The organism is Mesorhizobium sp. M0047 (assembly GCF_040323315.1).
GTDB lineage: Bacteria > Pseudomonadota > Alphaproteobacteria > Rhizobiales > Rhizobiaceae > Mesorhizobium.
Genome location: NZ_JAMYUW010000036.1, coordinates 25595 through 48079 on the forward strand (window position 1 = coordinate 25595; position 22485 = coordinate 48079).

Sequence of the window (22485 nt, forward strand, 5' to 3'; positions counted from 1 at the left end):
CTTTTTCAGTTGGTTGCGAGATGCTTGTTCCTCAAGACTCAAAGATGATCGCGGAGCGTGTCGGCGATCATCACTTCAAGGCTGCTGGCCTTCACCCCTAAGAGTGCCTCTGCGTCGGATGAATCGACCAGCAAGGGCCTTTCGAAGAGGTAGCTCATCTCGATAAGCTCATGCATGCCCAATGCTTCCATCTCTGAGACCGAATAGGAACGTACTTCTGAAACCTCCCGGCGAAGCATCGCCGCGGTTTTCAAGATGAGTTCCCGGGGGGAGGCGTGTTGCGAGGGAACATGAAATGCCCGTCCCCATTCACCCGTGTAGCGGGAGGCCGCGACAAGTGTCCTGGCGACGTCCTTGGTGAAGCTCCAGGCATGAGTTGCCTCAAGGTTTCCAATGAAAGCGTTGGGCTTCCCCTCGATTATGGAGGGCAGCGCGACCAGTGAGAAATAGCTGATCGCGCCCTGTCCCAGATAGTCGCTTGACCGCACTTCGATCGCCGGTACTTTGGCACGGACCGCCCGCTGCCACATGATGGTCCTGGCAGTTCCTTTCTTCGAAGTCGGGTCCAGAGACAGGTCGGAGCGAAGCGGGCTATCGGCATTTTCCCCATAACCATAGAGGTTTCCGAGCACGATGAGCTTCGCGCCGACAGTTTCCGCTGCGCGCACGGTGCCATCGATGATGGGAAAAAAGTCGGTCGGCCACCGATGATAGGTGGCCATCGCACACATGAAGATGACATCGGCGTCTCGGCAGATGCGCGACAGCTCCGAGGCATCCGTGGCGTCGGCCTGTATTGGCCGCACGTTCTGCAACGCGTTCGAGCCGACGCTTCGGCTTGTGAGAACGACATCATGTCCTTCCTCGCCAAGAAGGCGAGCGGTCTCGCTTCCAACCGGCCCTGCACCGACAACAACATAGAAACTCATCGCAACCTCTCTTTCAACCTTGATGGAGAGGCGGAAGTACAGGTTCGCGGCATTGAAAATCGCGCGAGAATTGCCAAATCTTCAACAGATTTTGCCATGAATCGAGAGAGCATGCGTTCGCAATTCGCTTCGGACCAATCCTCGTCCCACGTAACGATGGTTTCCCGGCATGTCGAAGCAGGCGTCCATCGTCTGTCGCGGGTGCCACACCATCGCATCATGGTGCATGCAAGCGCGGCGACGCGCTCTTACTGCAATGAGGTTGGACGATATTTCGTGAGGCGAGCCGGCGATATCGACCTGGTACCCGCCGGCCAAGAGGGCGGCTTCGAGGCCGAAAGCCCGTTCGACACCATTGAGATTGCATTGCGGCCGGCCTTGATGGAAAGGGTGGCGGCGGAACTTGGTGGCAAGGCGCGAGCATCGCGGCTCGACACACGCCACCTACTTCGGGACCCGCGCATCGAACATCTTGCTCGAGCACTCGAGAGCGATCTCAATGCAAACGCGCCGAGTGGTTCCTTGTTTGCCGACAGCATTGGCGCCGCACTCGCGGTGAGGCTGCTTGGCCTCGATGATCCTGGTATCGATCGAACGAACCGGTTGTCGGATACCCAGCTCAAGCGCGTGTTGGAGCACATTGAGGCGGCATTACACGAGCCCCTCTCGATCGATCGACTGAGCCGGGTTGCCGGCGCGAGCAGTTCGCATTTGCGGACATGGTTCAAGGTGGCGACGGGCTTTACCCTGCACCGCTACGTGTTACGACGTCGCGTCGAACGCGCACGCGTCCTGTTGCAGCGAGGCGATCTCAGCACAAGCGAGGTCGCAGAGTTGACGGGCTTCGCACATCAGTCACATCTGGCGCATTGGATGCGCCGCGAGATCGGCCAAACGCCGCGTGACTTGCGACGGGCGTCGCGGCTCAAATGACCTTGTCGTTGGATTGCGTTGGTGACGCAATCCAACGCATCAATCCTTCAGCGGCTTGCCGAGCCGGCCGGCGAGGTCCTGGGTGAACTGCCAGGCGACGCGGCCCGAGCGGCTGCCGCGGGTCGTCGCCCATTCCAATGCTTCGGCGCGCAGTTGCTCGGGATCAATGGCGAGGTCGTGATGGCGGACATAACCGTCGATCATGTCGAGATATTCGTCCTGGGAGCATTTGTGGAAGCCGAGCCACAGGCCGAAACGATCGGAGAGCGAGACCTTTTCTTCAACCGCTTCGGACGGGTTGATGGCGGTCGAGCGCTCATTGTCGATCATGTCGCGCGGCAGGAGATGGCGACGGTTCGAGGTAGCGTAGAAGATGACATTGGCCGGGCGTCCCTCGACGCCGCCTTCAAGTGCTGCCTTCAGCGACTTGTAGGAGGTGTCGTCGTGGTCGAAGGAGAGGTCGTCGCAAAACAGGATGAAGCGGAAGGAGGCTGCCTTCAGCAATCCCATCAGTTTCGGCAGCGTGTCGATGTCCTCGCGGTGGATTTCGATCAGCTTCAACGGCAGCTCGGACTTGGCCTCGCCGTTGATCCGCGCATGGACGGCTTTGACCAGCGACGATTTGCCCATGCCGCGCGCGCCCCACAACAACACGTTGTTGGCTGGATAGCCGGCGGCGAAGCGCTCGGTGTTGTCGACCAGGATGTCGCGGACGCGGTCGACGCCACGGATCAGGCCGATGTCGACGCGGTTGACGTTGCGCACCGGCTCCAGATAGCCCGGATCGGCCTGCCAGACGAAGCAATCGGCCTCGCCGAGGTCGGTTTGGGGCACTGGCGGCGGGGCGAGGCGGCTCACCGCCTCGATCAGTCTGTCGAGTTTCTGGTTCAGGGCTTCAATGCTGCTGTCGGTCATGTCTGTCTTTTGTTTTCTCGTTTTGAAGTGCGCGAGCGTGAAGCTGGCCTGTCGCGTCGAGGTTCGAAATCGGTTGCAACCTTTTGTTCGAGCATGATCTTTTCGCAAAACCGGCTCGCGCTTTTCGCGATCATGCTCTAACACGGCTCAACAGGCCGGAAAAGCAGCCGATTTGGCTGGCCGCGCAGTTGCATTGACAACTTTACCGACTATATTCCGGCCAAATTTCAAGGGGCCGCCAAGTTGGCGGCTGTTTTCTAAATTCAGGAGTACCTCGATGTTCGTGACACCGGCATACGCTCAAGGCGTCGGCGCTTCTCCCGACATGTTCATCAGCATTTTGCCGTTTGTCCTGATTTTCGTGATCATGTATTTTCTGATCATCCGGCCGCAGCGCACGCAGTTGAAGAAGCGCGGCGAGATGCTGGCGGCAGTTCGTCGCGGCGACACGGTCGTCACCGGCGGCGGCTTTGTCGGCAAGGTGACCAAGGTGATCGACGATAACGAGCTCGAAATCGACCTCGGCGGTGGCACCAAGGTGACCGCGCTGCGTTCGACGATCGCCGACGTGCGCGTCAAGGGCGAGCCGGTGGCGAACCAGAACGCCAAGAAATAACCAGATTTCAGGCGGAGCGATCCGCGGACACGCTCTGACGGACGACGCCATATGTTGTATTTTTCGCGCTTCAAGATGATCCTGATCTGGGTGGCCGTTGCCATCACGGTGATCCTCGCCGCGCCCAATCTCATTCCCGCAAGCACCTTGGCCCAACTGCCCAGCTGGGTGCCGAAGCGTCAGATGACGCTCGGCCTCGACCTGCAGGGCGGCTCGCACATCCTGCTGGAAATGAATCAGAACGATCTGATCAAGGATCGACTGGAGACGACGCGCGACGAAATCCGCACACTGCTGCGTGATGCCAAGATCGGCTATACCGGCCTTGCCGGCACGGGGCGGACCTTGCAGGTCCGCATCACCGATCTCGCTCAGGTGGATGCCGCCAAGACGGCGCTGAAGACGCTGACCGATCCGGTTGCTGCCGGCCTGTTCACCGGCGGCTCCATCCAGGAGATGACGCTCGATGATTCCGAGCCCGGCCTGCTCAAGTTCAACGTCACCGACGCCGGCATCAAATACCGCACATCGACGGCGTTGACGCAGTCGATCGAGGTGGTCGAGCGCCGCGTCAACGAACTCGGCACGACCGAACCTATCGTGCAGCGGCAGGGCGACGACCGCATCCTTGTCCAGGTGCCGGGTCTTCAGGACCCGCAGCGGCTTAAGGAAATCCTCGGCCAGACCGCCAAGCTGACCTTTCAGATGGTCGACCAGTCGATGCCGGTGCAGGACGCCCTCAACGGTCGCCCGCCTGCCGGCTCGTCCGTGCTCTATTCGCAGGACGACCCGCCGGTTCCCTATCTGATCGAAAACCGCGTCATCGTTTCGGGCGAAAATCTCGTCGATGCGCAGGCGACATACAATTCGCAAAACAATGAGCCTGTGGTCTCCTTCCGTTTCGACTCGAAGGGGGCTGCGCGTTTCGGCCAGGCCACCGCGCAGAATGTCGGGAAGCTGTTCGCCATCATCCTCGACAACCAGGTGATTTCGGCGCCGCAGATCCGCGAGCCGATCCTCGGCGGCACCGGCCAGATCTCGGGCAATTTCACCGCCCAGAGCGCCAACGACCTGGCCGTGCTGCTGCGCGCCGGCGCCTTGCCCGCGACGCTGACGGTGATCGAAGAGCGTACGGTTGGCCCGGGTCTCGGCCAGGATTCCATCCATGCCGGCAAGGTCGCCGGCATCATCGGTTCGATCCTGGTCGTCGTGTTCATGTTCGTCGCCTATGGATTGCTCGGCTTCCTCGCCAACATCGCGCTGGCGGTGCACGTGGCGATGATCGTCGGACTGCTGTCGCTGCTCGGCGCGACACTGACCTTGCCGGGTATCGCCGGTATTGTGCTGACCATCGGCATGGCAGTCGACTCGAACGTGCTGATCTACGAGCGTATCCGCGAGGAGCGGCGTGCTGGCCGCTCGGTGATCCAGGCGATCGATACCGGTTTCACCAAGGCGCTGGCGACGATTGTCGATTCCAACATCACCTCGCTGATCGCGACCGTGGTGCTGTTTTATCTCGGTACCGGACCGGTCAAGGGTTTTGCCATCACGTATGCGATCGGCATCCTGACGACCGTCTTCACCGCGTTCACCTTCACCCGTCTGCTGGTCTCGATCTGGCTGCGCCGCGCTCGCCCGAAGGAGTTGCCGCGTGCGCCAGTGACCTTCGTCCCGGCCGGCACGAAAATTCCGTTCATGGGAATCCGTCGCTGGACGTTCACGCTGTCGAGCGTGCTGTCGATCTTGTCGGTGGTGCTGTTCATGACGGTCGGCATCAACTACGGCATCGATTTCAAGGGCGGTTCGCTGATCGAGGTTCAGGCCAAGAGTGGCAATGCCGACCTCGCAGACCTCCGCGCGCGACTGACCGAACTGAATATCGGTGAGGTGCAAGTCCAGCAGTTCGGTACGCCGAACGACGTGTTGATCCGTGTAGGGACCCAGGATGGCGGCGAGAATGCCGAGCAGACCGTCATCGACAAGGTGCGCGGCGAACTGCAGGACAATTATGACTTCCGCCGCGTCGAAGTGGTGGGGCCGACCGTCTCGGGCGAACTCGCGAAGCAAGGCACGATCGCCATGCTGATCGCGCTGCTTGGTATCCTGATCTATGTCTGGTTCCGTTTCGAATGGCAGTTCGCGATCGGCGCCATCGTGGCGACGGTGCACGATGTGGTCATGACACTTGGCTTCTTTGTCATCAGCGGGCTCGAATTCAACCAATCATCGCTGGCGGCGATCCTGACCATCATCGGCTATTCGCTGAACGATACGATCGTGGTCTATGACCGCGTTCGAGAGGATCTGCGAAAGTACAAGCGGATGCCGCTGCCGCAACTCTTGAACAACGCCATCAACGAGACGTTGTCGAGAACGACACTGACCTCGGTGACGACGATCCTTGCGTTGCTGGCGCTGGTCCTCTTCGGCGGCGAGGTGATCCGCTCGTTCACCATGGCGATGCTGTTCGGCGTCGTCTTCGGCACCTATTCGTCGATCTTCATCGCGGCACCGCTGCTGATCCTGTTCAAGCTGCGGCCGCAGGCTTCGGCAGACGAGGAGAAGCCGCTCGGCGGCGGCAAGGCGGTCGCGACCTGACGCGCCGCCCCGAAGGGGTGACAAAACGGTGACCAGCAAAGGCATCGTCATCCGCGAGGCTCATTTTCCCGGCCGCGCGCCGATCGAAGCCTACGGCAATGGCGGGTTCCGCTTTGCCGACATGTCGCATCGCGGCTCGCTGCTCTGTCTGCCATCCGGCATCCATGGCTGGGAACCGGCGGATCCCTTTGCTCTGAGTGTGGCGGATTTCGACAAGCTGTTGGCAGAAGCCGACAAAGTCGAGATACTGCTGGTCGGCATGGGCAGGGACCTCAGGCCATTGCCCGCCACACTACGGGCCGCGCTGAAAGCGGCCGGCATTGCGTCGGACCCGATGTCGACCGGTGCAGCGGTACGGACCTACAATGTCCTTCTGGCGGAAGAGCGCGCCGTGGCCGCCGCGCTCATTGCCGTCGACTGACATGTCGCAAAATGCCAAAATCGTCATGGACGCGCTGCGCGCCGCCGACCATGACCGCTATCTCACGGCGCTTTATGCGCCGGCAGACAAGCGCGACGCGCTGTTTTCGCTCTACGCCTTCAACGCCGAAGTCGCAGGCATCCGCGACCGCATCCACGAAGCGTTGCCGGGCGAGGTGCGCCTGCAATGGTGGCGCGATGTCATAGCCGCCGGCGGCGAGGCCGGCGCCGGCCATCCCACAGCCGAAGCCTTGAATGCCACCATAGCGACATTCAACCTGCCGAGACTGGCCTTCGAGAACATGCTCGATGCGCGCATCTTCGATCTTTACGACGATCCGATGCCGTCGCGCACCGATCTGGAAGGCTATTGCGGTGAGACGGCCGCCGCGCTCATACAGCTTGCGGCGATGGTGCTCGATCCCGGCGAGGCGCCGCGCTTTGCCGAACTGGCGGGCAGGGCAGGCTGCGCGCAGGCAATGACCGGTCTGCTGCTGTTGCTGCCATTGCACCGCAAGCGCGGACAGTGTTTTGTCCCAGCCGATGTCCTTGCTGCGGCTGGCTCTTCCCCGCAAGAATTCATCACAGGCGATGGCGGTCCCGGTGCCAAGCGCGCAGTGGCGGCAATGATCGCTCTGGCGCGGGACCATCTTTCCGCCTTCGAGCAAGGTGCTGCGGCGTTGCCGGTCTCGTTGCGCCCGGCATTTCTGCCGCTGGCGCTGTCGCGCGCCTATCTCACGAAAATGGAGCGCGGCTCCCCGTTCGACGGCGTGGCGCGGCTGTCCGCCTTGCGCCGGCATTGGCTGCTTTTGCGCCGCGCGACCAAGGGCTGGCCGGCGCTTTGACGTAAACGTCAATCATGCTAAGGAGTCCTCGGGCCAGAACTGTCGCCAAAGACGACAGGCCGGCCGGAGGAGATACCCGTTCATGAGCCTGCCGCTGCTGATCGCGATCGTCGCCCTTGGCATTGCGCTGTCGGTTGCCGCGGTGCATTTCACCGGCGGCAGCAAGACGGCAACGCTGGCCGGCGCCGATCAAGCAATGAGCCGATTCGCCGAGGATTTTCCCGACGAGATAGCGGCATTGGTCCGCCTGACGGCGGACGCCAGGACCGCTTTTCTGGATATCGGGCAAGGGCGTATCGGGATCGTTCATAGCATCGGCGACTGCTTTTTGACCCGCATCGTCACGCCTCAAGATGTTGCGGTTTTGAACGTCGGAGATGTCAATACGGTCTCGTTCCGGCTCGCCGATTTCACCTGGAAGGGCGGCCGCTTTCGCTTTTCCAGCGCAGCAGATGCACAAGGCTTGCTGAAGACACTTCAGCCGCAACATCCAAGTTCCGCCCGGGAGGCTGCGTGATGGATGACTACAACTTCCCGCAGGTCACGCAGTTGGCCATTCCGTTCTTCGTTGCCGCGATCCTGATCGAGCTTTGGCTGGTGCGAACTGGCCGCGCCAAGGGATCGTTCGAGACGCGCGACACCTTGACCAGCCTGATGATGGGCACCGGCAATGTCGTTGCCGGGCTGCTGCTTGGCGTCGTGTCCTACTGGGCGCTGCTGTGGCTGTGGCAATTCCGCGTCTTCAATCTCGGCCTGTCGGTCTGGGTGTTCCTTGCCGCCTTCCTGCTCGATGATCTGCGCTACTATCTCTATCATCGCATCGCGCACCGGGTGCGCTGGGTATGGGCGGAGCACGTCAACCACCATTCCAGCCAGCACTACAATCTGTCGACCGCGCTGCGGCAAAGCTGGACCGGCCTGTTTACCTTCATGTTCGTGCTGCAGGCGCCGCTGGTGCTGCTCGGCTTCCATCCGGCGGTCATTGCCTTCACCTTCGGCTTCAATCTGGTCTGGCAGTTCTGGATCCACACCGAGACGATCGGCAAGATGTGGGGCTGGTTCGAGTTCGTCTTCAACACGCCCTCGCACCACCGCGTCCACCACGCCACCAACCCGCGCTATCTCGACGCCAATTATGCCGGCACACTGGTCATCTGGGACCGCATGTTCGGCACCTTCGTCGGGGAGCTGGAGGAAGACCGGCCGCGCTATGGCATCGTCAGGAATCTGGGCACCTTCAATCCGCTGAAGGTCGCGTTCCATGAATGGATCGGCATGTTCAGGGACGCTCTTGCGCCGGGGCTGACCTTGAGCGATCGCCTGAATTATCTGATCAAGCCGCCGGGCTGGAGCCATGACGGCTCCCGCGAAACCTCGGAAAGCCTGAAGGCTGCCTATGTCAGGCGAAATCCTGACGAGGCCGGCAAGCTAGGGTTGCCGATGGCTGGTGTCGAGCCAGCCGAATAACTATCGCCTCAGGAAGGTTCTCTCGACCCGCCATCACGCATGAGCGTCTCATAGTCGCGGCCGCCATAGAAAACACTAACGATGCGGACGAAGTTGTCGTCGACGATGTAAGCGATGACTGCAGAGTGCTCGAACGGAACTGTTCGCAATCCCGGCAGGATGTCGTCGCGGGAACGACCGCCGCGAGGCGCGTTGCCGATGCTCTGGCACCGGTCTTCGATCCGCAGAACGAACTTCAGCGCGACATCGGGACTTCCGCTGGCCTCGACTACATGTCTGAAAATGTTGGCAAGATCATTTCTGGCATCTTCGCGATACTCGACCTCAAGCCGCCGAATCATCAGCACGGCTCGAATACTGGGCGAAGAGGCCCCGGAGGTGAGCGCGAACCTCTTCTCCCGAACGGCCTGGCCTTGTATCCTCCATCGACGCCTTAACCCGGGCCCTGATCGAGGCCATGCGCTCGGCATGCTCTTCCTCTTCGCGCTGGAAGGCACGAAGGGCGGCGCGGATGACCTCGCTGGCCGATCCGAAGGAGCCGTCTTCAACCTTTTCGCGGATCATGCGCGCCATTGCGGGCGTGACGGTGACGGATAGTTTCTCGGCGGATTCCATGGCAGTCTCTCTTACGCGCGAAGTGGGATAATATCCTACTTGACGCGTAAGGTCCATCAGGAGAAGAAGCTGCTACTCCGCCGCTTCGGCCGTTTCCGTTTGCACCGGCAGTCCCAACCACTGCCGGCAATCGGCGCGTGCGCGTGATGTGATGGCGTGGCGCTTGGCAACGGTCTTGTCCTTGCCGCGCATGCGTTTGCCCTCGGACTTCGGCGCCTCCACGGGCGGGAATAGGCCGAAATTGACGTTCATCGGCTGGAAGGAGCGTTTTCCCGGTTCGTCATCCGATACGATGTGGCCACCGGTGATGTGGTTTAGCAGCGCGCCGAACGCTGTGGTGAGCGGCGGCAGCGACGGCGCCTGGCCGAGCCGCTCAGTGGCGGCGAAGCGGCCGGCGAGCAGGCCGATCGCAGCGCTCTCGACATAGCCTTCGCAGCCGGTGATCTGGCCGGCAAAACGTAGTCCCGGGCGCGATTTCAGTTGCAGCGAAGCATCGAGCAGGGTCGGCGAGTTGATATAGGTATTGCGGTGCAAGCCGCCGAGCCGGGCGAAATCGGCGTTTTCGAGACCCGGTATGGTGCGGAACACGCGCACCTGCTCGGCATGCTTGAGCTTGGTCTGGAAACCGACCATGTTGTAGAGCGTGCCCAGCGCATTGTCCTGCCGCAACTGGACGACGGCATAGGCCTTTACCGTCGGGTTGTGGACATTGGTCAGCCCCATCGGCTTCATCGGCCCGTAGCGCAAAGTCTCGACGCCGCGCTCTGCCATGATCTCGATCGGCAGGCAGCCGTCGAAATAGGGCGTGCCTTCCCATTGCTTGAACTCGGTCTTCTGGCCGTCGACCAGCGCCTGGACGAAAGCAAGGTACTGGTCCTTGTCCATGGGGCAATTGATGTAGTCCTTGCCGGTACCGCCGGGTCCGACCTTGTCGTAGCGTGACTGAAACCAACAGATGTTCATGTCGATCGTGTCGAAATGGACGATCGGCGCGATCGCGTCGAAGAAGGCGAGCGCATCGGCGCCGGTCGCCTCCGCGATCGACTGGGCAAGTGAGGGTGCGGTCAATGGACCGGTGGCAATGATCGCTTGATCCCAATCCGCCGGCGGCAGGCCCGGTATTTCCTCGCGCTGGATGGTGATCAGCGGGTGTGCTTCGAGTTTTTTCGTCACCGCGTCGGCGAATCCGTCGCGGTCGACGGCAAGCGCACCGCCGGCCGGAACCTGGTTGGCGTCGCCGGCGCTCATGATCAACGAGCCGGCCAGCCGCATTTCGGCATGCAACAGGCCGACGGCGTTGTTTTCGGCGTCGTCGGAGCGGAAGGAGTTGGAGCAGACCAGCTCGGCCAGGCTATCGGTCTTGTGTGCATCGGTGCCGCGAACGGGCCGCATTTCATGCAGGATGACGGGAACGCCAGCCTGTGCTGCCTGCCAGGCAGCCTCGGAACCGGCGAGTCCGCCGCCGATGATGTGGATAGGATTTTTGCTCATGAGCGTCGGAATAATCGCTTGATGCGGCGATTGCAATTGCCTGCGCGGTGCAGGCAAACAGCGGTTCGGGCAATCACCCCGAATATAACAACACCCGCCGGGGGAGGAGGTCCGGCGGGTGTCGTTTTTGGGGTCGACCCTCGGGAGGAGGTGAAGGCCGACCGTATCCGTCATCGCCGGGGAGGAGGTCGGCTTTGACGAAAACTCTTTCGCCGTTTTTGAAAGGGGCGAAACCCTTTGGGGCAAAAATTCATTTTGCCCCTGGCAAACAACGCCCGCCGCGGGAGGAGGTTGCGGCGGGCGCCGTTTTTGTGGCCAACCTTCGGGAGGAGGTGAAGGTCGGGCCCATTCGTCATCGCCGGGGAGGAGGTCGGCTTTGACGAAAACTCTTTCGCTGTTTTTACGAGGGGCGAAACCTCTGGGGCAAAATCAGCCTTGCCTCGGGGAAACAACGCCCGCCGCGGGAGGAGGTGCGGCGGGCGCCGTTTTTGTGGTCAACCCTCGGGAGGAGGTGAAGGTTGACCGGATCCGTCAAGGTCGGGGAGGAGGTCGACCCTGGCGAAATTCTGGTTAGATCGCCCGGCGGGCGATGACCTTGATTTCGTCGCGGACGATACCGAGGTCATGCAGCTGGCGGTTCGAGAGGCGACCCAGCTCGGTAACCGTCTCGCGATAAACGCGCCAGTTACGATAGTTGCGGATCAGGTTCATTGTCGTTCTCTTTTTCAAAACTGGTTCGGACCATTCGCGGTCCGAAGAATTAGACCGCCTTGCGAGCGACGTAAGGAATATCGCTGCGGCTAATGCCGAGGTCGGTCAGTTCGCGGTTGCTCAGGCGGCTCAGCTCGGACACGGTGTCTCTGTAGCGGCGCCAGTTGCGGTAGTTGCGGATCAGGTTCATGGTAGTTCTCGTTTCGTCTTTCTTGCGGATCATTCCGTTTGTGTACGAACCATAAATAGGCGGGCCTATATCGATTTAAAAGCGCTATGGCTGCATGGCAGCAATGCAAATTGTGCAATGCAGCATTAACGCGCGTTCACGGACCTGACACAAAGAAACCCGAATCGGAAAATGCCGCAGCGTCAACGGTTTGACCTCGTCGGCTGACAAGAAGACCAAACTGGGGAGAAGCGGCATGGCGGGTTATTCGTCGCGGGTCAGGGTGGATATTGCCCGCTGGCAGCAGGCCGGGCTGATCGATGCGCCGACGGCCGATTCGCTCGCGCGCGATATCGAGGCTAACGAGCGCAAATCGCTCAGCTTCGGCTCGATCCTGGCGATGATGGCTGCCTTGCTGTTCGGCGCCGCCATCCTGATTTTCGTCGCCGCCAACTGGGACGCGGTTCCGCGGCTGGCGCGCGTTCTGGCACTCTTTGCGGTTATCGTTGGCGGTTACATCGGCGGCGCGGTGTTGAAGACGCGCGACCATGCGGCGATCGGCGAGGCGCTGTGGATCGTAGCCGCAGCGGGTTTCGGCGGCTCGATAGCGCTTATCGGCCAGATGTATCATCTGTCCGGCGACGAGGCCTCGGCTCTGGTCACCTGGGGCGCCGGCACGGCATTGGCGGCGGTGATGTTGCGTTCGAACCCGCTGACTGTCGCTTCTGTCGGCATTGCCGATGCCTGGCTGTTTCTGAAAGGCTTCGACTATTTCAGCCGCAGTGATCTTCCGCATGCCTTCGTCGTCATGGCGACCGTGCTGTATGCCGTCTCGTTCTGGACCCGCAGCCAGCTGGCTCGGCACCTGATCATCCTGTCGGTGCTGTTCTACCTGGTGCTGCTGATCACGAACCACGACACGCTGCAGGTTGCGATCCCGCTGGTCATCGTCTCGGCGCTGGTGTTCGCGGCCTCGGTCCTGGCGCCGGACCCCGTCGACAGGATCGTGCAACTCGGCGGCCGCTTACCCTTGCACGCGTTGCTCGGCTTCCTGACCGGTCTGGCGATGATCCAGTTCGAACTGGCTGACGAGAGCACCTACAACAGCGGTTTCGCCATCGCTTCGGTCATCGCCCTGGCTGGCATCGTCGCGGCAATCGTGCTGGCGGGACGGGAGAGCCGTGGGTTGCGCTGGCTTGCCTATGCCGGTTTCGCCTTCGAACTCGCCATCATCTATGTCGTGACCTTGCAATCGATGCTCGACACGGCCGGCTTCTTCCTGGCCGCCGCGGTGCTGCTCGGCGTCCTTGCGCTGGTCATCATGCGCGTGGAAAAACGCATGAAGGGTCCAGTCGCCGGGGGAGTCGCAGCATGATGACCGGGAAAAGACTAGTTGTCTCGGCGCTGGTGCTGGCGCTTGTCCAGATCGGCTTCCTGGGCTGGATCATCGCCGGCCGAGCGGCGATCCTGCGCAACGGCAAGGAAGTGCTGCTGAAGGTCGAACCCATCGACCCGCGCGACCTCCTGCGCGGCGACTATGTTGTCCTCGGCTACGAGATTTCGCGGATACCGGTGAAAATGATCACCAACATTCCGCCCGGCAAATTTTCGAGCGACGACACCATGATCGTCGTCCGCCTGAGCAAGGGCGCCGATGCCTATTGGCAGCCGACGACCGCCTGGTTCGGCAAGGCGCCGACGCCGGCCGCTGCCGGCGAGGTTGATATCGTTGGCCATGTCGCCGAGGGCTGGGATCTTCGCGGCGATGTCACGACCATCGCGCCGGACTATGGCATCGAGCGCTTCTACTTGCCGGAAGGCGAGGGGACGGCGATCCAGAACGACATGCGGGTGCGGCCGTTCGGCATCCGGCTCGCGCTCGCCAGTGACGGCACCGCGCAAATCAAGGCGCTGGTCGACGGTGACAGGACGCTGTTCGAGGAACCGCTATATTAATAACGATGGATGCCGGTGATCGGTGCGAACAGCGCGGCGCCGGAATGGACTCATTTTTGTATCAACTGTGGTACCCCGCCGGGCGGAGCGTGTGCCACTATACGAAATAGCCAATAGATTGTTCGCAAGAAAGTTCACTGACTCAGGGATGGAGAACTCCGCTGATCAACTCCGGACCTTACTCGTCTCGGCGATGATTTTGGGATAGGGGCCAATCGATATTGTGTAGCTAAAGTCTGCTACGCCTTTTTCCTGCTTGTGTATCGAGGGGCTGCGCACAACCCAGTCATACACGCCAGAAACCATGCAGCGATCGTTTGCACAGGTGACCACAGTGCTGTCATTGCGGACGTTATATGCGCGTTCGGGCCATCGCTGGTAATATTTCCTCTTGTCCTGAATGATCGAACTCAGGTTCGTCAACTTGCCATAATAGTCGACCGTGCGAGCGTAGGACGCTTGAACTTGAGCAAGAGCGAAATCGTCGTTGTCGCCATGATGCTCGAGGAGATCCTTGACGAAGGCGACCGCAGCGCTCTCCGCCTGTTGCCTTGCGTCGGGTGCAGGCACTGGTACGGGCGCAGGATCTGGCCTCGTCGACACCTGCGGTGTATCTGGGGGCGATTGGTTCGCTGCGACATTGGTCACACGTAACTCTGCCATTTCGCCGGCCGATAGATACCTTATGTCATGCTTGTCATAGCTCGAAGCCAATTCCATCAGCTTGGGGTCCACTCCCATCTCGACTACATAGGATGTGATTGCGGCCGTTCCGAGCTGGACACGGGCCTTTGCTTCTTCTCTGGACATCCCGTCAGCCGGTTTCAAGAACGCCCGATGAACGCCTATAGAACCTGGTTCGGCAACACGGTGGACGCCACCCAAGAAGGCCAGTGAGCAGGCTGAAGCGCACTGCAATTGGCGAACCTGTAGCGTATCCAACCCCGCCGCGCGGATCATACGCCCCAACCGAAGCGCGCTGCCGACATTGCCGCCGGGGGAGTTGAATACGATCATCCGGGCCCCGCTGCTCACAACCGCGTTGCTAAAAGCGTTCAGGGGTTCATTGTTGTTGAACTCGCCGGAAACAACAAGAAACGGCTGCTGCCCTGGAGACGAAGCAGGCGTGTATTCTAGGGCCTCAACTTTACATGTTGCTGCCGCGACAATTGACGCTACCGCCACAACTAGAGAAACTACTCGCACAGCCCGACAGCGCCCCAACCTGCCTGCCGCAAGTAAGAACCTGTCAACGAACTATTTCAAGGGCCTTCATTGAAAGTTGGATTTAATTCGAAGCGGTCATTGGCCTAAAAATTGGTGCGGATGAAGGGACTCGAACCCCCACGCCTTTCGGCACTGGAACCTAAATCCAGGGCGTCTACCAGTTCCGCCACATCCGCATGGACCGGCAATCCCATGTAGCCATCATTCTGTCAATGTCGGAGACAAGATGTTGGGTCAGAGACAAGATGTTGGATCAGGATCAAAATGTCGGTCATTCGCCGAAATGCGAAGACTGTTGAAAATTGGCCTCGCCTGTGACAAAAGGCGTGTCAAATGTGACGGGACGCGCCGATCCGCTTCTGCAGAATGTGATAAGAAGTAGGAAAAACAAGAACTTATTCACATTTTGGAACGCAGTTTGGGAGAGTTTGAGCCGGATTTTCGGTCAAATCGCCAGGTTCCGTACCAAAAGCCATTCCCGGCAAGAATATACCGGCAGGCTGTAAACGGCAGAGGCCGTGCAGTCTCATTGGTGAAAACAAAGGTTTTACGATGCAGGTCACCGAAACGCTCAACTCCGGTCTCAAGCGCGAGATCAAGATCACCGTGCCGGCCGGTGACATGGAAGCCAAGCTGATGGCACGGCTTTCGGACGCCAGGAACAAGGTCCGCATCAACGGCTTCCGTCCCGGCAAGGTGCCGGTGCAGCACCTGCGCAAGGTCTACGGCAAGTCGTTCATGGCCGAAGTGGTCAATGAGATCCTCAACGATTCGACCCGTTCGATCATTACCGGGCGTGGTGAGAAGGCTGCCATGCAGCCCGAAGTCATCATGACCGAGGACGAGAAGGAAGCTGAGAAGATCCTGGCCGGCGGCGCCGATTTCGAGTTCCGCCTCAACTACGAGGTCATTCCGGCGATCGAGATCAAGGACTTTTCCGACATCAAGGTGACACGCCAGGTGTTCGACGTGCCGGACAGCGAGATCGACGAGCAGGTCCAGCGCGTTGCCGAATCGGCGCGCAGCTACGAGCCGAAGACCGGCAAGGCTGCCATTGGCGACCGCGTCTCCATCGATTATGTCGGCAAGATCGATGGCGAGGCCTTCAATGGCGGCGCCGGTACCGATCAGCCGCTGGTGCTGGGCTCGAAGGAGTTCATCCCCGGCTTCGAGGATCAGCTGGTCGGCGCCAAGGCCGGTGACGAAAGGCAGGTCACCGTGACCTTCCCGGAAAACTACCAGGCGGCGCATCTTGCCGGCAAGGAAGCGACCTTCGACGTCACCGTCAAGGAAGTGTCCCAGCCCGGCGCGCTGGAAATCAACGATGAGACCGCCAAGAACCTCGGCCTGGAGTCGCTGGAGCGTCTACGTGACGTGGTGCGCGGCCAGATCGAAAACCAGTTCGGGGCCATGACGCGCCAGAAGGTCAAGCGCCAACTGCTCGACCAGCTCGACGCGTCCTACTCGTTCGAGGCGCCATCGAAACTTGTCGATGCCGAGTTCAACAACATCTGGGCGCAGGTCGTTCGCGACCTGGAAGCGGCCGGACGCACCTTCGCCGACGAAGAGACGACGGAAGAAGAGGCGCGCGCCGAGTATCTGCGTCTCGCCGAGCGCCGCGTGCGCCTCGGCCTGGTGCTGGCTGAAATCGGCGAGAAGGCCGGCGTCACCGTATCGGATGACGAGCTGCAGCGCGGCCTGTTCGAGCAGGTGCGCCGCTATCCCGGCAACCAGCAGCAGGAAGTCTTCGAATTCTACCGCAACAACCCGGAAGCGCTGAACACGCTACGCGCGCCGATGTTCGAAGAGAAGGTAGTCGATCATCTACTCGGCCAGATTTCGGTTACCGACGTCAAGGTCAGCAAGGAAGAGCTGATGGCCGACGACGAGGGGGACGAAACCGCCGCCAAGGCGAAGCCGGCGAAGAAAGCCGCCGCCAAGAAGGCTGACGAGAAGAAGGCCGACGACGCCGAAGAGACCAAGAAGAAGGCCGCGCCGAAGAAGAAGGCCGCGAAGGACGCCGAATAACACCAGCGCCCTAGCTAAAACAGGAAGGCCGCCCTCGGGCGGCCTTTTTCGTTGCCAAACTGCAACAGCCGCGACACTTCGCGCGGGACGGCCTGTGGCGACCAAGCTTTGATCATTATCTGCGCTTCTATTGCAGCCGCTTGGGTTGTTGGAGGACGTGTTGAAGCTGTTCGTCGAAATGGGACACGCTGTGGCAATTGCCCTGGTCCTGGTCTCGGTATGCGGCATTGCCCGTGCCGAAGCGGTGCTTGACAATTGGCGGTTCGAAACGGGCGAAGACGGCGTCGTCACGGCCTCGCTCTATGCCACCAACAAGCTGATCACCGGTGGCGGCGCCTTGAGCTACAGCCCGATCCTAACGATTGCCTGCCGGGCAAACGGCGAGCCGCATTGGACCGAATGGCTGCAACTGAATGACGGTGTCTCGGCCAGCCGCAAGATCACCATGTCGGTGACGGTCGACCAGGGCAGCAAGTTCGACGAAAGCTGGTCGGTCGGGCCGCGCGGCAGGACGCTGGTGCGCGATGGTGCCGATGGCATCAGGCGCCTTGCTGCCGCGAACCGGCTCCAGCTATCGTGGCGCTTCGGGCTGCTTTCGGGACGCGGCGAGGCCGACTTCAACCTTTCCGGGTTCGGTGAAGCGGTCAACCAAGTGGCCGGCAACTGCAATGCCGACCCGCCGTGACCGGATCGATGGGCCAAAGCGGCATTGTTTGCTCAAGCGCTCACCTTTTGGAACCCACCACTTAGATTAGCAGCAGGCCCTTCATCGAGGCGTTGCCCTTGCGCCCGATGATGATGTGGTCATGCACAGCGATCCCCAGCCGCTTGCCGGCGTCGATGATCTCCTTCGTCATCTCGATATCGGCGCACGACGGCGTCGGATCACCTGAAAGATGATTGTGCATCAATCTTGAGAAACGACGTAACAGCTTGAAAAAGCGTCGAAAAATGAGATTGGCGGAAGGCGTTGATGCCGGTAATTGAGAGCGGTTAATCATGGGTCCCCGTGAATGTCACGCGCCATCAGACTGGTTCATGGACGGGCGGCGGCACTTCACGATACTCTGTTGCTCCTAAGCCTTCTTGGCCGCACGTGGCCCAAAGCGGACGTGAAGACGTAGGTGCACCCCAGCCTGCCATTTGGATGGCCAACTTAAGAGCCAAGTCGTCATCAAACGCTCTCGGGGCTGTACATATCGAATGGAAACGTGATCCTAAATACCCCGTTATCAGGACCTGCGTTCTTCGCTTTCACCAGAGTTGCGATAGTCTCAGATGCAAAACGCTCTATGGGGTGTGACAGGATCAGCGAAATCGTACCGTCTATCAAAGCAGCCCGCGTATCTTCAAAGAGTTCATAGCCTACGGTAACGAAGTCTTCCCGTTTTGGAGTAGCCCTGAGTGCGGCTATCGCACCTGTAACACCACCCCCTGAGATGAATAGTCCGCACATATCCGGATGATCTGTCAGCAGCTTTTCGACATGTTCACGGGCAACCACGGCTGACTCGTAAGTTGGCAACGGTTCGAGCAGCGTGAATTCCGAATTATGTTCACGGAAGTAAGAACGAAACCCGCTTTCGTTCATTTCCTGGTTCCGCAATCGGTGGCTGCCGACAAGAATGCCTATCTTGCCCGGTTCCCGCACCATGCGGTCAAACGCCCAGGCAGCGGTGCGTCCTACTTTCCAATTATCGAGCCCGACAAAGCTGATGGCTCCCTTGGCCGTGAGGGGGCCGATAAGTGAAACGACCGGCACGCCGCTTTCAAGAACTGCGTCAATCGCGTCAGCAACGGCAGGATGCTGCGGCGCTACAATCGCAAGTGCTTCGCACCGCCCGCCGAGCGACTGAATATGTGCCGCGACTTTCTCCGGCGTGAGGTCTTCCATGTACTCGACCGTCAGATCGATATTGCAGGCAGGATAAGCTTCCGCAGCTTGCGCAATTGAATCGCCGAGTAGGCGATAGAAGCGTCTCTCCCGTCGCTGCAGCAAAACCCCGACACGGTGGATCACCTCTTGTGCCTTCGCCGCCTGCTTGATGGTGCCAAGTCCGTAGAAGCCGATTTCCTCAGCGGCTGCCAAAACGCGTGTGCGCGTATTGCTCCGGACCGATTCAGGCTCGGACAGTACTCGATTGACCGTTGACACGGATACACCTGCAGCTTTTGCCAAGTCTGGAATGGTTGGTCTCTTCATGTCAAAAATTCCATTACCCTGGTTTCGGCATCTCAAAAAATATCATCCATACAAATTTTCGAAATGATTTGAGACGAATTTCCGAAGCGATAGTAATCCAGATTGACGTGAAAGATGTCAACGTAGCATTCATTACGCGTTGACAGTGCTCAGCGATCTAGGAGCCGTCAGCGCTTTGGGGGGAGGCCCAGCGCACAATTTGGGACGAGGAGGCTCAACATCGTTGTGTTGAGATCGCGGAACTGCGCGTGCCTACCGGGATCGGCCGCACGGCCAAAAAAGGCAAAAAAGTATGTCGAGCCGCAGCCATGCGGCTTTAACCTGAGGAGGAATTTCGACATGTCGTTCACCAAGAAAATTGCTACCGCAGCCATGGCATTCATGCTGGCATCCAGCGCTCATGCGGGTGACACGGATATCGCCGTCATCGTGGGTTCGGCCCAAGATGGCTTCTGGAACATGGTCAAGAAGGGCGTCGATGATGCTTCGCTGATGGTCAAGGCTAATGGCGGCACCGTCAATTTCATGCAGACCCAAAACTATGACAACTTCGGCCCGGACCTCGCTTCGCTAATCGAACAGGCCGTAGCCCAGGGCGCTAAAGGTATTGCTATCCCGAACTGGCTGCCAGAATCCGAAACCCCTGCCCTCAAGGCTGCGCGGGACAAGGGCGTGGTGATCATCTCCTTCAACGCTGGCCAGAGTGAGATGGATAATTACGGCTCGCTAAACTATTTTGGGTCGGACGAATATCTGGCAGGTGTTGAGGGTGGCAAGTATCTCGCTGCTCATGGTGCAAAGAAAATCCTCTGCCACATCCAGAACCCAGGTGCCGTAAATCTCGAAACCCGCTGCAAGGGCGTTCAAGACGGTGCGAAGAAGGCTGGCGCAGACACCTTCATCCTCCGTGTTCCTGCTAACCTTGACCAGGACATGAATGGTACCTCTGAAGCAATCAAATCCGAGCTGATCGCCGATCCGTCCATTGACGCCGTCATCACGCTCGCTGCATGGGCTGCAGATGCTGCCGCTAGCTCCATCGATCAGCAGAGCAAGGCCGGCAAGATTCAGCTTGGCACCTTCGATATGTCCGCCTCGGTTCTGGATCGCATTTCGAAGGGCACCCAGACCTTCGCAATCGACCAGCAGCCTTATCTGCAGGGGTACCTCGCAACCTCCATGCTGTTTGCAAACCTGAAGTTCGGCACTGCGATTGCAACGAAGCCGGTTCTGACTGGTCCGGCGATTGTCGACAAGACCAATGTTGCTTCGGCAATCGAAGGCGTCAAACTCGGCGCACGTTGAGGCTGGCCCGAGGCTTGAGACCTGGCCGCTAACCGGGCCGGGTCTCATCCATGCTCCCTCTATGTAGCTTCGTCTGCGCTAACTGAGGATTTTGCTTCCATGACCGCCACAAACCTAAGAACCAGCACCGTTGAAACACCCGCCATCGAGAGTGAATCGGCCATTTCATCCATTAAGGCCTTTTTTCGCACCCCTGCCGCTGGTGCTCTCATGGGATTCGTGGCTGTATTCATCCTTTTTGCGATGTTCGGATATAGCCGCAACTTTTTGTCCGTAGCTGGTGTAACTACGTGGGTGAACTTCGCGTCACTCATAGGAATGATTGCAATTCCGGTCGGGTTCCTGATGATTGCCGGTGAACTCGATATTTCAACCGGTGCTGTACTTCCCGCGTCCACGATGACAGTTGCGATTGTCTGCGAGCACTATCAGATGCCTGTGCTTGTCGGTGTAGCTGCAGCGCTTGCCATCGGTGCACTGATCGGCTTCATTAATGGATACATCGTAACTCACACGCGCGTGCCGTCGTTCATCGTGACATTGGCGACGCTCTTTGCAGTGGCAGGCGTCACGCTCTACCTGTCGATCTTCTTCATCAACAACACCAATTCCTTCTATCACGCGCCAGATTGGGCAAAATCGCTCTTCGGCGGGAAGGTGTATGGCTTCAATTCTTCCGTCTTCTGGTGGGGTGGGCTTGTCGCAGCATTCGTCTTCTTTCTGCATTACTCTCCGAAGGGAAGCTGGGTCTTCGCTCTTGGTGGAGACCAGGAAAGTGCGAGAAACGCAGGTATTCCTGTAACCAGGATGAAGATTGCACTCTTCATGCTGTGTTCCATATCGGCGGCCTTTGCTGGTGTCCTTCAGGTGATGACATTCAGCTCCGCAACGTCTCAGGCCAATTTTGGCCTGATCTTCAACACCATTATCGCCGTGGTCGTAGGTGGCGTTCTCCTCACGGGTGGTTTTGGTACTGTAATGGGCATTGTCTTCGGGGTGCTCACCCTTTCGATTGTTACCCAAGCTATTGGTTTCACGGAGATCGACAGAAACCTGTCCTTCCTAATCATCGGTGTCATGCTTTTGATCGCTGTCCTGCTCAACGACACGTTTCGTCATTTGGCCACCAGCTGGTCGACGTCCAGGAAGAAATAGGAGAGCGACAATGTCCGATAAGAAACCCGTTCTCGAATTTCGAAACGTCGACAAATCGTTTGGCCATATTGATGTTCTGAACGATATCAGCCTCAAGGTGGGTGAAGGCGAAGTGCTCTGCCTGCTTGGCGACAACGGCGCGGGTAAGTCGACGCTCATCAAAACGTTGTCTGGTGTCTATCAGCCGACGCGTGGCGAAATTCTGATGGATGGTCAGCCCGCACTTTTCTCCAGTCCCCGTGAGGCTCAGGAACGCGGGATAGCTACGGTTCACCAATTCGGTGGGACATATCCATTGATGTCCATAGGACGCAACTTTTTCATGGGTTCGGAGCCGACAAAGGGTTGGGGACTGTTCAAGTATTTCGACCGTAAAACTGCCAACCTAGTGGCGGTTGTAGAGGTTCAGAAAATGGGGATCACACGCATCACCGACGGGGATCGTTTGGTCGGTGGCCTTTCCGGAGGAGAGCGCCAGTCGCTCGCGATTGCCCGTGCTGTCTATTTCGGAGCCCGTGTTCTCATTCTCGACGAGCCGACGGCAGCCCTCGGCGTCAAGCAGGCTGCTCACGTACTGCGTATCGTCAATGAGGCCAAGCGTCGTGGCCTCGCGGTCATTTTCATCACCCATCAGGTGATGCATGCCATGGCAGTGGGCGATCATTTCGCAGTGCTCATTCGTGGTGCAATTGCGGCCGACTTCCGCAAGGGGGAAAAGACACGCGAGCAGATCGCTGATCTGATGGCCGGTGGTGAATCCATGGCCAGTCTCGAAGCCTCTATTGAAGGGTATATGGAGACCCATGACGGTCTTCCGCCACCGCCCGCTCACTGAGTGAATATTGGCATAGCCGACAAGTAGTGGAATTTGTTGAATGGAAGCGGTTGAGCTCTTGTGC

Annotated in this window: 23 protein-coding genes, 1 tRNA gene and 1 pseudogene; 14 read left to right on the forward strand and 11 right to left on the reverse strand. The window is 59.4% G+C overall.

Features of this window, described 5'->3' with window-relative positions; all coding sequences use genetic code 11:
* Positions 1 to 38 precede the first annotated feature (38 nt).
* Positions 39 to 929 carry an NAD-dependent epimerase/dehydratase family protein gene (locus NKJ89_RS26695; protein WP_352606981.1) on the reverse strand — a complete coding sequence of 297 codons (891 nt, stop codon included), beginning with the start codon at positions 927 to 929 and terminating at the stop codon, positions 39 to 41.
* Between the two features lie 96 nt (positions 930 to 1025).
* On the opposite strand from NKJ89_RS26695, the gene NKJ89_RS26700 reads away from it, so the two are divergent.
* Positions 1026 to 1862 (forward strand): helix-turn-helix domain-containing protein, encoded by an 837-nt coding sequence (locus NKJ89_RS26700; RefSeq protein ID WP_502904160.1) that lies wholly within the window; start codon positions 1026 to 1028, stop codon positions 1860 to 1862.
* A 39-nt stretch (positions 1863 to 1901) separates the two neighbouring features.
* Here NKJ89_RS26700 and NKJ89_RS26705 read toward each other — a convergent pair whose 3' ends face one another.
* Positions 1902 to 2777, reverse strand: coding sequence for an ATP-binding protein (locus NKJ89_RS26705; RefSeq protein WP_352606983.1), 876 nt, complete (start codon positions 2775 to 2777; stop codon positions 1902 to 1904).
* Between the two features lie 277 nt (positions 2778 to 3054).
* Here NKJ89_RS26705 and yajC point away from each other — a divergent pair, with 277 nt between their 5' ends.
* From yajC to NKJ89_RS26735, 6 genes are all read left to right on the forward strand, one after another.
* Positions 3055 to 3393, forward strand: coding sequence for a preprotein translocase subunit YajC (yajC, locus tag NKJ89_RS26710; protein ID WP_008876289.1), 339 nt, complete (start codon positions 3055 to 3057; stop codon positions 3391 to 3393).
* A gap of 51 nt (positions 3394 to 3444) precedes the next feature.
* Positions 3445 to 5994: a protein translocase subunit SecDF gene (secDF, locus tag NKJ89_RS26715; protein ID WP_352606985.1), complete on the forward strand. Its 2550-nt coding sequence runs from the start codon at positions 3445 to 3447 to the stop codon at positions 5992 to 5994.
* Between the two features lie 28 nt (positions 5995 to 6022).
* Positions 6023 to 6415, forward strand: coding sequence for an Mth938-like domain-containing protein (locus NKJ89_RS26720; RefSeq protein WP_352606987.1), 393 nt, complete (start codon positions 6023 to 6025; stop codon positions 6413 to 6415).
* A 1-nt stretch (position 6416) separates the two neighbouring features.
* Complete coding sequence (locus tag NKJ89_RS26725) at positions 6417 to 7259, forward strand: phytoene/squalene synthase family protein (RefSeq protein ID WP_352606989.1); 843 nt, start codon at positions 6417 to 6419, stop codon at positions 7257 to 7259.
* Between the two features lie 82 nt (positions 7260 to 7341).
* The gene (locus NKJ89_RS26730) at positions 7342 to 7776 is read left to right on the forward strand and encodes a hypothetical protein (RefSeq protein ID WP_352606991.1); all 435 of its coding nucleotides are present in this window, start codon (positions 7342 to 7344) and stop codon (positions 7774 to 7776) included.
* Positions 7776 to 8726: a sterol desaturase family protein gene (locus NKJ89_RS26735; RefSeq protein ID WP_352606993.1), complete on the forward strand. Its 951-nt coding sequence runs from the start codon at positions 7776 to 7778 to the stop codon at positions 8724 to 8726. Before NKJ89_RS26730 ends, NKJ89_RS26735 begins: the two co-directional genes overlap by 1 nt.
* Positions 8727 to 8734: 8 nt before the next feature.
* Here NKJ89_RS26735 and NKJ89_RS26740 read toward each other — a convergent pair whose 3' ends face one another.
* The 5 genes from NKJ89_RS26740 to NKJ89_RS26760 all read right to left on the reverse strand — a co-directional run bounded on the left by NKJ89_RS26740 (position 8735) and on the right by NKJ89_RS26760 (position 11733).
* The gene (locus NKJ89_RS26740; protein WP_352606995.1) at positions 8735 to 9067 is read right to left on the reverse strand and encodes a type II toxin-antitoxin system RelE/ParE family toxin; all 333 of its coding nucleotides are present in this window, start codon (positions 9065 to 9067) and stop codon (positions 8735 to 8737) included.
* Entirely contained in the window at positions 9051 to 9341 is a 291-nt protein-coding gene (locus NKJ89_RS26745; RefSeq protein WP_352606997.1) for a type II toxin-antitoxin system ParD family antitoxin, read from the reverse strand. Before NKJ89_RS26745 ends, NKJ89_RS26740 begins: the two co-directional genes overlap by 17 nt.
* A 72-nt stretch (positions 9342 to 9413) precedes the next feature.
* Positions 9414 to 10832 carry a methylenetetrahydrofolate--tRNA-(uracil(54)-C(5))-methyltransferase (FADH(2)-oxidizing) TrmFO gene (trmFO, locus tag NKJ89_RS26750; RefSeq protein ID WP_352606999.1) on the reverse strand — a complete coding sequence of 473 codons (1419 nt, stop codon included), beginning with the start codon at positions 10830 to 10832 and terminating at the stop codon, positions 9414 to 9416.
* 570 nt (positions 10833 to 11402) lie between these two features.
* Positions 11403 to 11543, reverse strand: coding sequence for a DUF1127 domain-containing protein (locus tag NKJ89_RS26755; protein ID WP_023757605.1), 141 nt, complete (start codon positions 11541 to 11543; stop codon positions 11403 to 11405).
* 49 nt (positions 11544 to 11592) lie between these two features.
* Positions 11593 to 11733: a DUF1127 domain-containing protein gene (locus NKJ89_RS26760; RefSeq protein WP_013531315.1), complete on the reverse strand. Its 141-nt coding sequence runs from the start codon at positions 11731 to 11733 to the stop codon at positions 11593 to 11595.
* 235 nt (positions 11734 to 11968) lie between these two features.
* On the opposite strand from NKJ89_RS26760, the gene NKJ89_RS26765 reads away from it, so the two are divergent.
* Entirely contained in the window at positions 11969 to 13087 is a 1119-nt protein-coding gene (locus NKJ89_RS26765; RefSeq protein WP_352607001.1) for a DUF2157 domain-containing protein, read from the forward strand.
* Complete coding sequence (locus tag NKJ89_RS26770) at positions 13084 to 13668, forward strand: GDYXXLXY domain-containing protein (protein WP_352607003.1); 585 nt, start codon at positions 13084 to 13086, stop codon at positions 13666 to 13668. Before NKJ89_RS26765 ends, NKJ89_RS26770 begins: the two co-directional genes overlap by 4 nt.
* 165 nt (positions 13669 to 13833) lie before the next feature.
* On the opposite strand, the gene NKJ89_RS26775 is transcribed toward NKJ89_RS26770, so the two are convergent.
* Positions 13834 to 14685: a COG3904 family protein gene (locus tag NKJ89_RS26775; protein ID WP_352607005.1), complete on the reverse strand. Its 852-nt coding sequence runs from the start codon at positions 14683 to 14685 to the stop codon at positions 13834 to 13836.
* A 301-nt stretch (positions 14686 to 14986) separates the two neighbouring features.
* Positions 14987 to 15071: transfer RNA gene (locus tag NKJ89_RS26780), tRNA-Leu, on the reverse strand.
* A gap of 376 nt (positions 15072 to 15447) precedes the next feature.
* Between NKJ89_RS26780 and tig the strand changes: the two genes are divergently transcribed.
* The gene (gene tig / locus NKJ89_RS26785; protein ID WP_352607007.1) at positions 15448 to 16923 is read left to right on the forward strand and encodes a trigger factor; all 1476 of its coding nucleotides are present in this window, start codon (positions 15448 to 15450) and stop codon (positions 16921 to 16923) included.
* Between the two features lie 160 nt (positions 16924 to 17083).
* Positions 17084 to 17608 (forward strand): hypothetical protein, encoded by a 525-nt coding sequence (locus tag NKJ89_RS26790; RefSeq protein ID WP_352607008.1) that lies wholly within the window; start codon positions 17084 to 17086, stop codon positions 17606 to 17608.
* Between the two features lie 61 nt (positions 17609 to 17669).
* Here the strand turns inward: NKJ89_RS26790 and NKJ89_RS35785 are convergent.
* Together NKJ89_RS35785 and NKJ89_RS26800 are read right to left on the reverse strand one after the other, a co-directional pair.
* Positions 17670 to 17834: pseudogene (locus NKJ89_RS35785) on the reverse strand (JAB domain-containing protein); the annotation flags it as partial.
* Between the two features lie 263 nt (positions 17835 to 18097).
* The gene (locus tag NKJ89_RS26800; protein WP_352607010.1) at positions 18098 to 19126 is read right to left on the reverse strand and encodes a LacI family DNA-binding transcriptional regulator; all 1029 of its coding nucleotides are present in this window, start codon (positions 19124 to 19126) and stop codon (positions 18098 to 18100) included.
* Between the two features lie 339 nt (positions 19127 to 19465).
* Here NKJ89_RS26800 and NKJ89_RS26805 point away from each other — a divergent pair, with 339 nt between their 5' ends.
* The 3 genes from NKJ89_RS26805 to NKJ89_RS26815 all read left to right on the forward strand — a co-directional run bounded on the left by NKJ89_RS26805 (position 19466) and on the right by NKJ89_RS26815 (position 22421).
* The gene (locus NKJ89_RS26805) at positions 19466 to 20431 is read left to right on the forward strand and encodes a substrate-binding domain-containing protein (RefSeq protein WP_352607012.1); all 966 of its coding nucleotides are present in this window, start codon (positions 19466 to 19468) and stop codon (positions 20429 to 20431) included.
* 99 nt (positions 20432 to 20530) lie between these two features.
* A complete protein-coding gene (locus tag NKJ89_RS26810; RefSeq protein WP_352607014.1) occupies positions 20531 to 21586 on the forward strand; it encodes an ABC transporter permease in 1056 nt (351 codons plus the stop codon).
* Positions 21587 to 21596: 10 nt separating this feature from the next.
* Complete coding sequence (locus tag NKJ89_RS26815; RefSeq protein ID WP_352607016.1) at positions 21597 to 22421, forward strand: ATP-binding cassette domain-containing protein; 825 nt, start codon at positions 21597 to 21599, stop codon at positions 22419 to 22421.
* Positions 22422 to 22485 lie beyond the last annotated feature (64 nt).

Coding starts and splice junctions, on each gene's coding strand:
- NKJ89_RS26810 (WP_352607014.1), top strand. CDS start 20,531: ATGACCGCCACAAACCTAAGAACCAGCACCGTTGAAACACCCGCCATC.
- trmFO (WP_352606999.1), bottom strand. CDS start 10,832: ATGAGCAAAAATCCTATCCACATCATCGGCGGCGGACTCGCCGGTTCC.
- yajC (WP_008876289.1), top strand. CDS start 3,055: ATGTTCGTGACACCGGCATACGCTCAAGGCGTCGGCGCTTCTCCCGAC.
- NKJ89_RS26700 (WP_502904160.1), top strand. CDS start 1,026: ATGAATCGAGAGAGCATGCGTTCGCAATTCGCTTCGGACCAATCCTCG.
- NKJ89_RS26800 (WP_352607010.1), bottom strand. CDS start 19,126: ATGAAGAGACCAACCATTCCAGACTTGGCAAAAGCTGCAGGTGTATCC.
- NKJ89_RS26745 (WP_352606997.1), bottom strand. CDS start 9,341: ATGGAATCCGCCGAGAAACTATCCGTCACCGTCACGCCCGCAATGGCG.
- NKJ89_RS26770 (WP_352607003.1), top strand. CDS start 13,084: ATGATGACCGGGAAAAGACTAGTTGTCTCGGCGCTGGTGCTGGCGCTT.
- NKJ89_RS26695 (WP_352606981.1), bottom strand. CDS start 929: ATGAGTTTCTATGTTGTTGTCGGTGCAGGGCCGGTTGGAAGCGAGACC.
- NKJ89_RS26730 (WP_352606991.1), top strand. CDS start 7,342: ATGAGCCTGCCGCTGCTGATCGCGATCGTCGCCCTTGGCATTGCGCTG.
- NKJ89_RS26755 (WP_023757605.1), bottom strand. CDS start 11,543: ATGAACCTGATCCGCAACTATCGTAACTGGCGCGTTTATCGCGAGACG.
- NKJ89_RS26705 (WP_352606983.1), bottom strand. CDS start 2,777: ATGACCGACAGCAGCATTGAAGCCCTGAACCAGAAACTCGACAGACTG.
- NKJ89_RS26735 (WP_352606993.1), top strand. CDS start 7,776: ATGGATGACTACAACTTCCCGCAGGTCACGCAGTTGGCCATTCCGTTC.
- NKJ89_RS26765 (WP_352607001.1), top strand. CDS start 11,969: ATGGCGGGTTATTCGTCGCGGGTCAGGGTGGATATTGCCCGCTGGCAG.
- NKJ89_RS26805 (WP_352607012.1), top strand. CDS start 19,466: ATGTCGTTCACCAAGAAAATTGCTACCGCAGCCATGGCATTCATGCTG.
- NKJ89_RS26740 (WP_352606995.1), bottom strand. CDS start 9,067: ATGATTCGGCGGCTTGAGGTCGAGTATCGCGAAGATGCCAGAAATGAT.
- NKJ89_RS26725 (WP_352606989.1), top strand. CDS start 6,417: ATGTCGCAAAATGCCAAAATCGTCATGGACGCGCTGCGCGCCGCCGAC.
- NKJ89_RS26815 (WP_352607016.1), top strand. CDS start 21,597: ATGTCCGATAAGAAACCCGTTCTCGAATTTCGAAACGTCGACAAATCG.
- NKJ89_RS26775 (WP_352607005.1), bottom strand. CDS start 14,685: ATGATCGTATTCAACTCCCCCGGCGGCAATGTCGGCAGCGCGCTTCGG.
- secDF (WP_352606985.1), top strand. CDS start 3,445: ATGTTGTATTTTTCGCGCTTCAAGATGATCCTGATCTGGGTGGCCGTT.
- NKJ89_RS26760 (WP_013531315.1), bottom strand. CDS start 11,733: ATGAACCTGATCCGCAACTACCGCAACTGGCGCCGCTACAGAGACACC.
- tig (WP_352607007.1), top strand. CDS start 15,448: ATGCAGGTCACCGAAACGCTCAACTCCGGTCTCAAGCGCGAGATCAAG.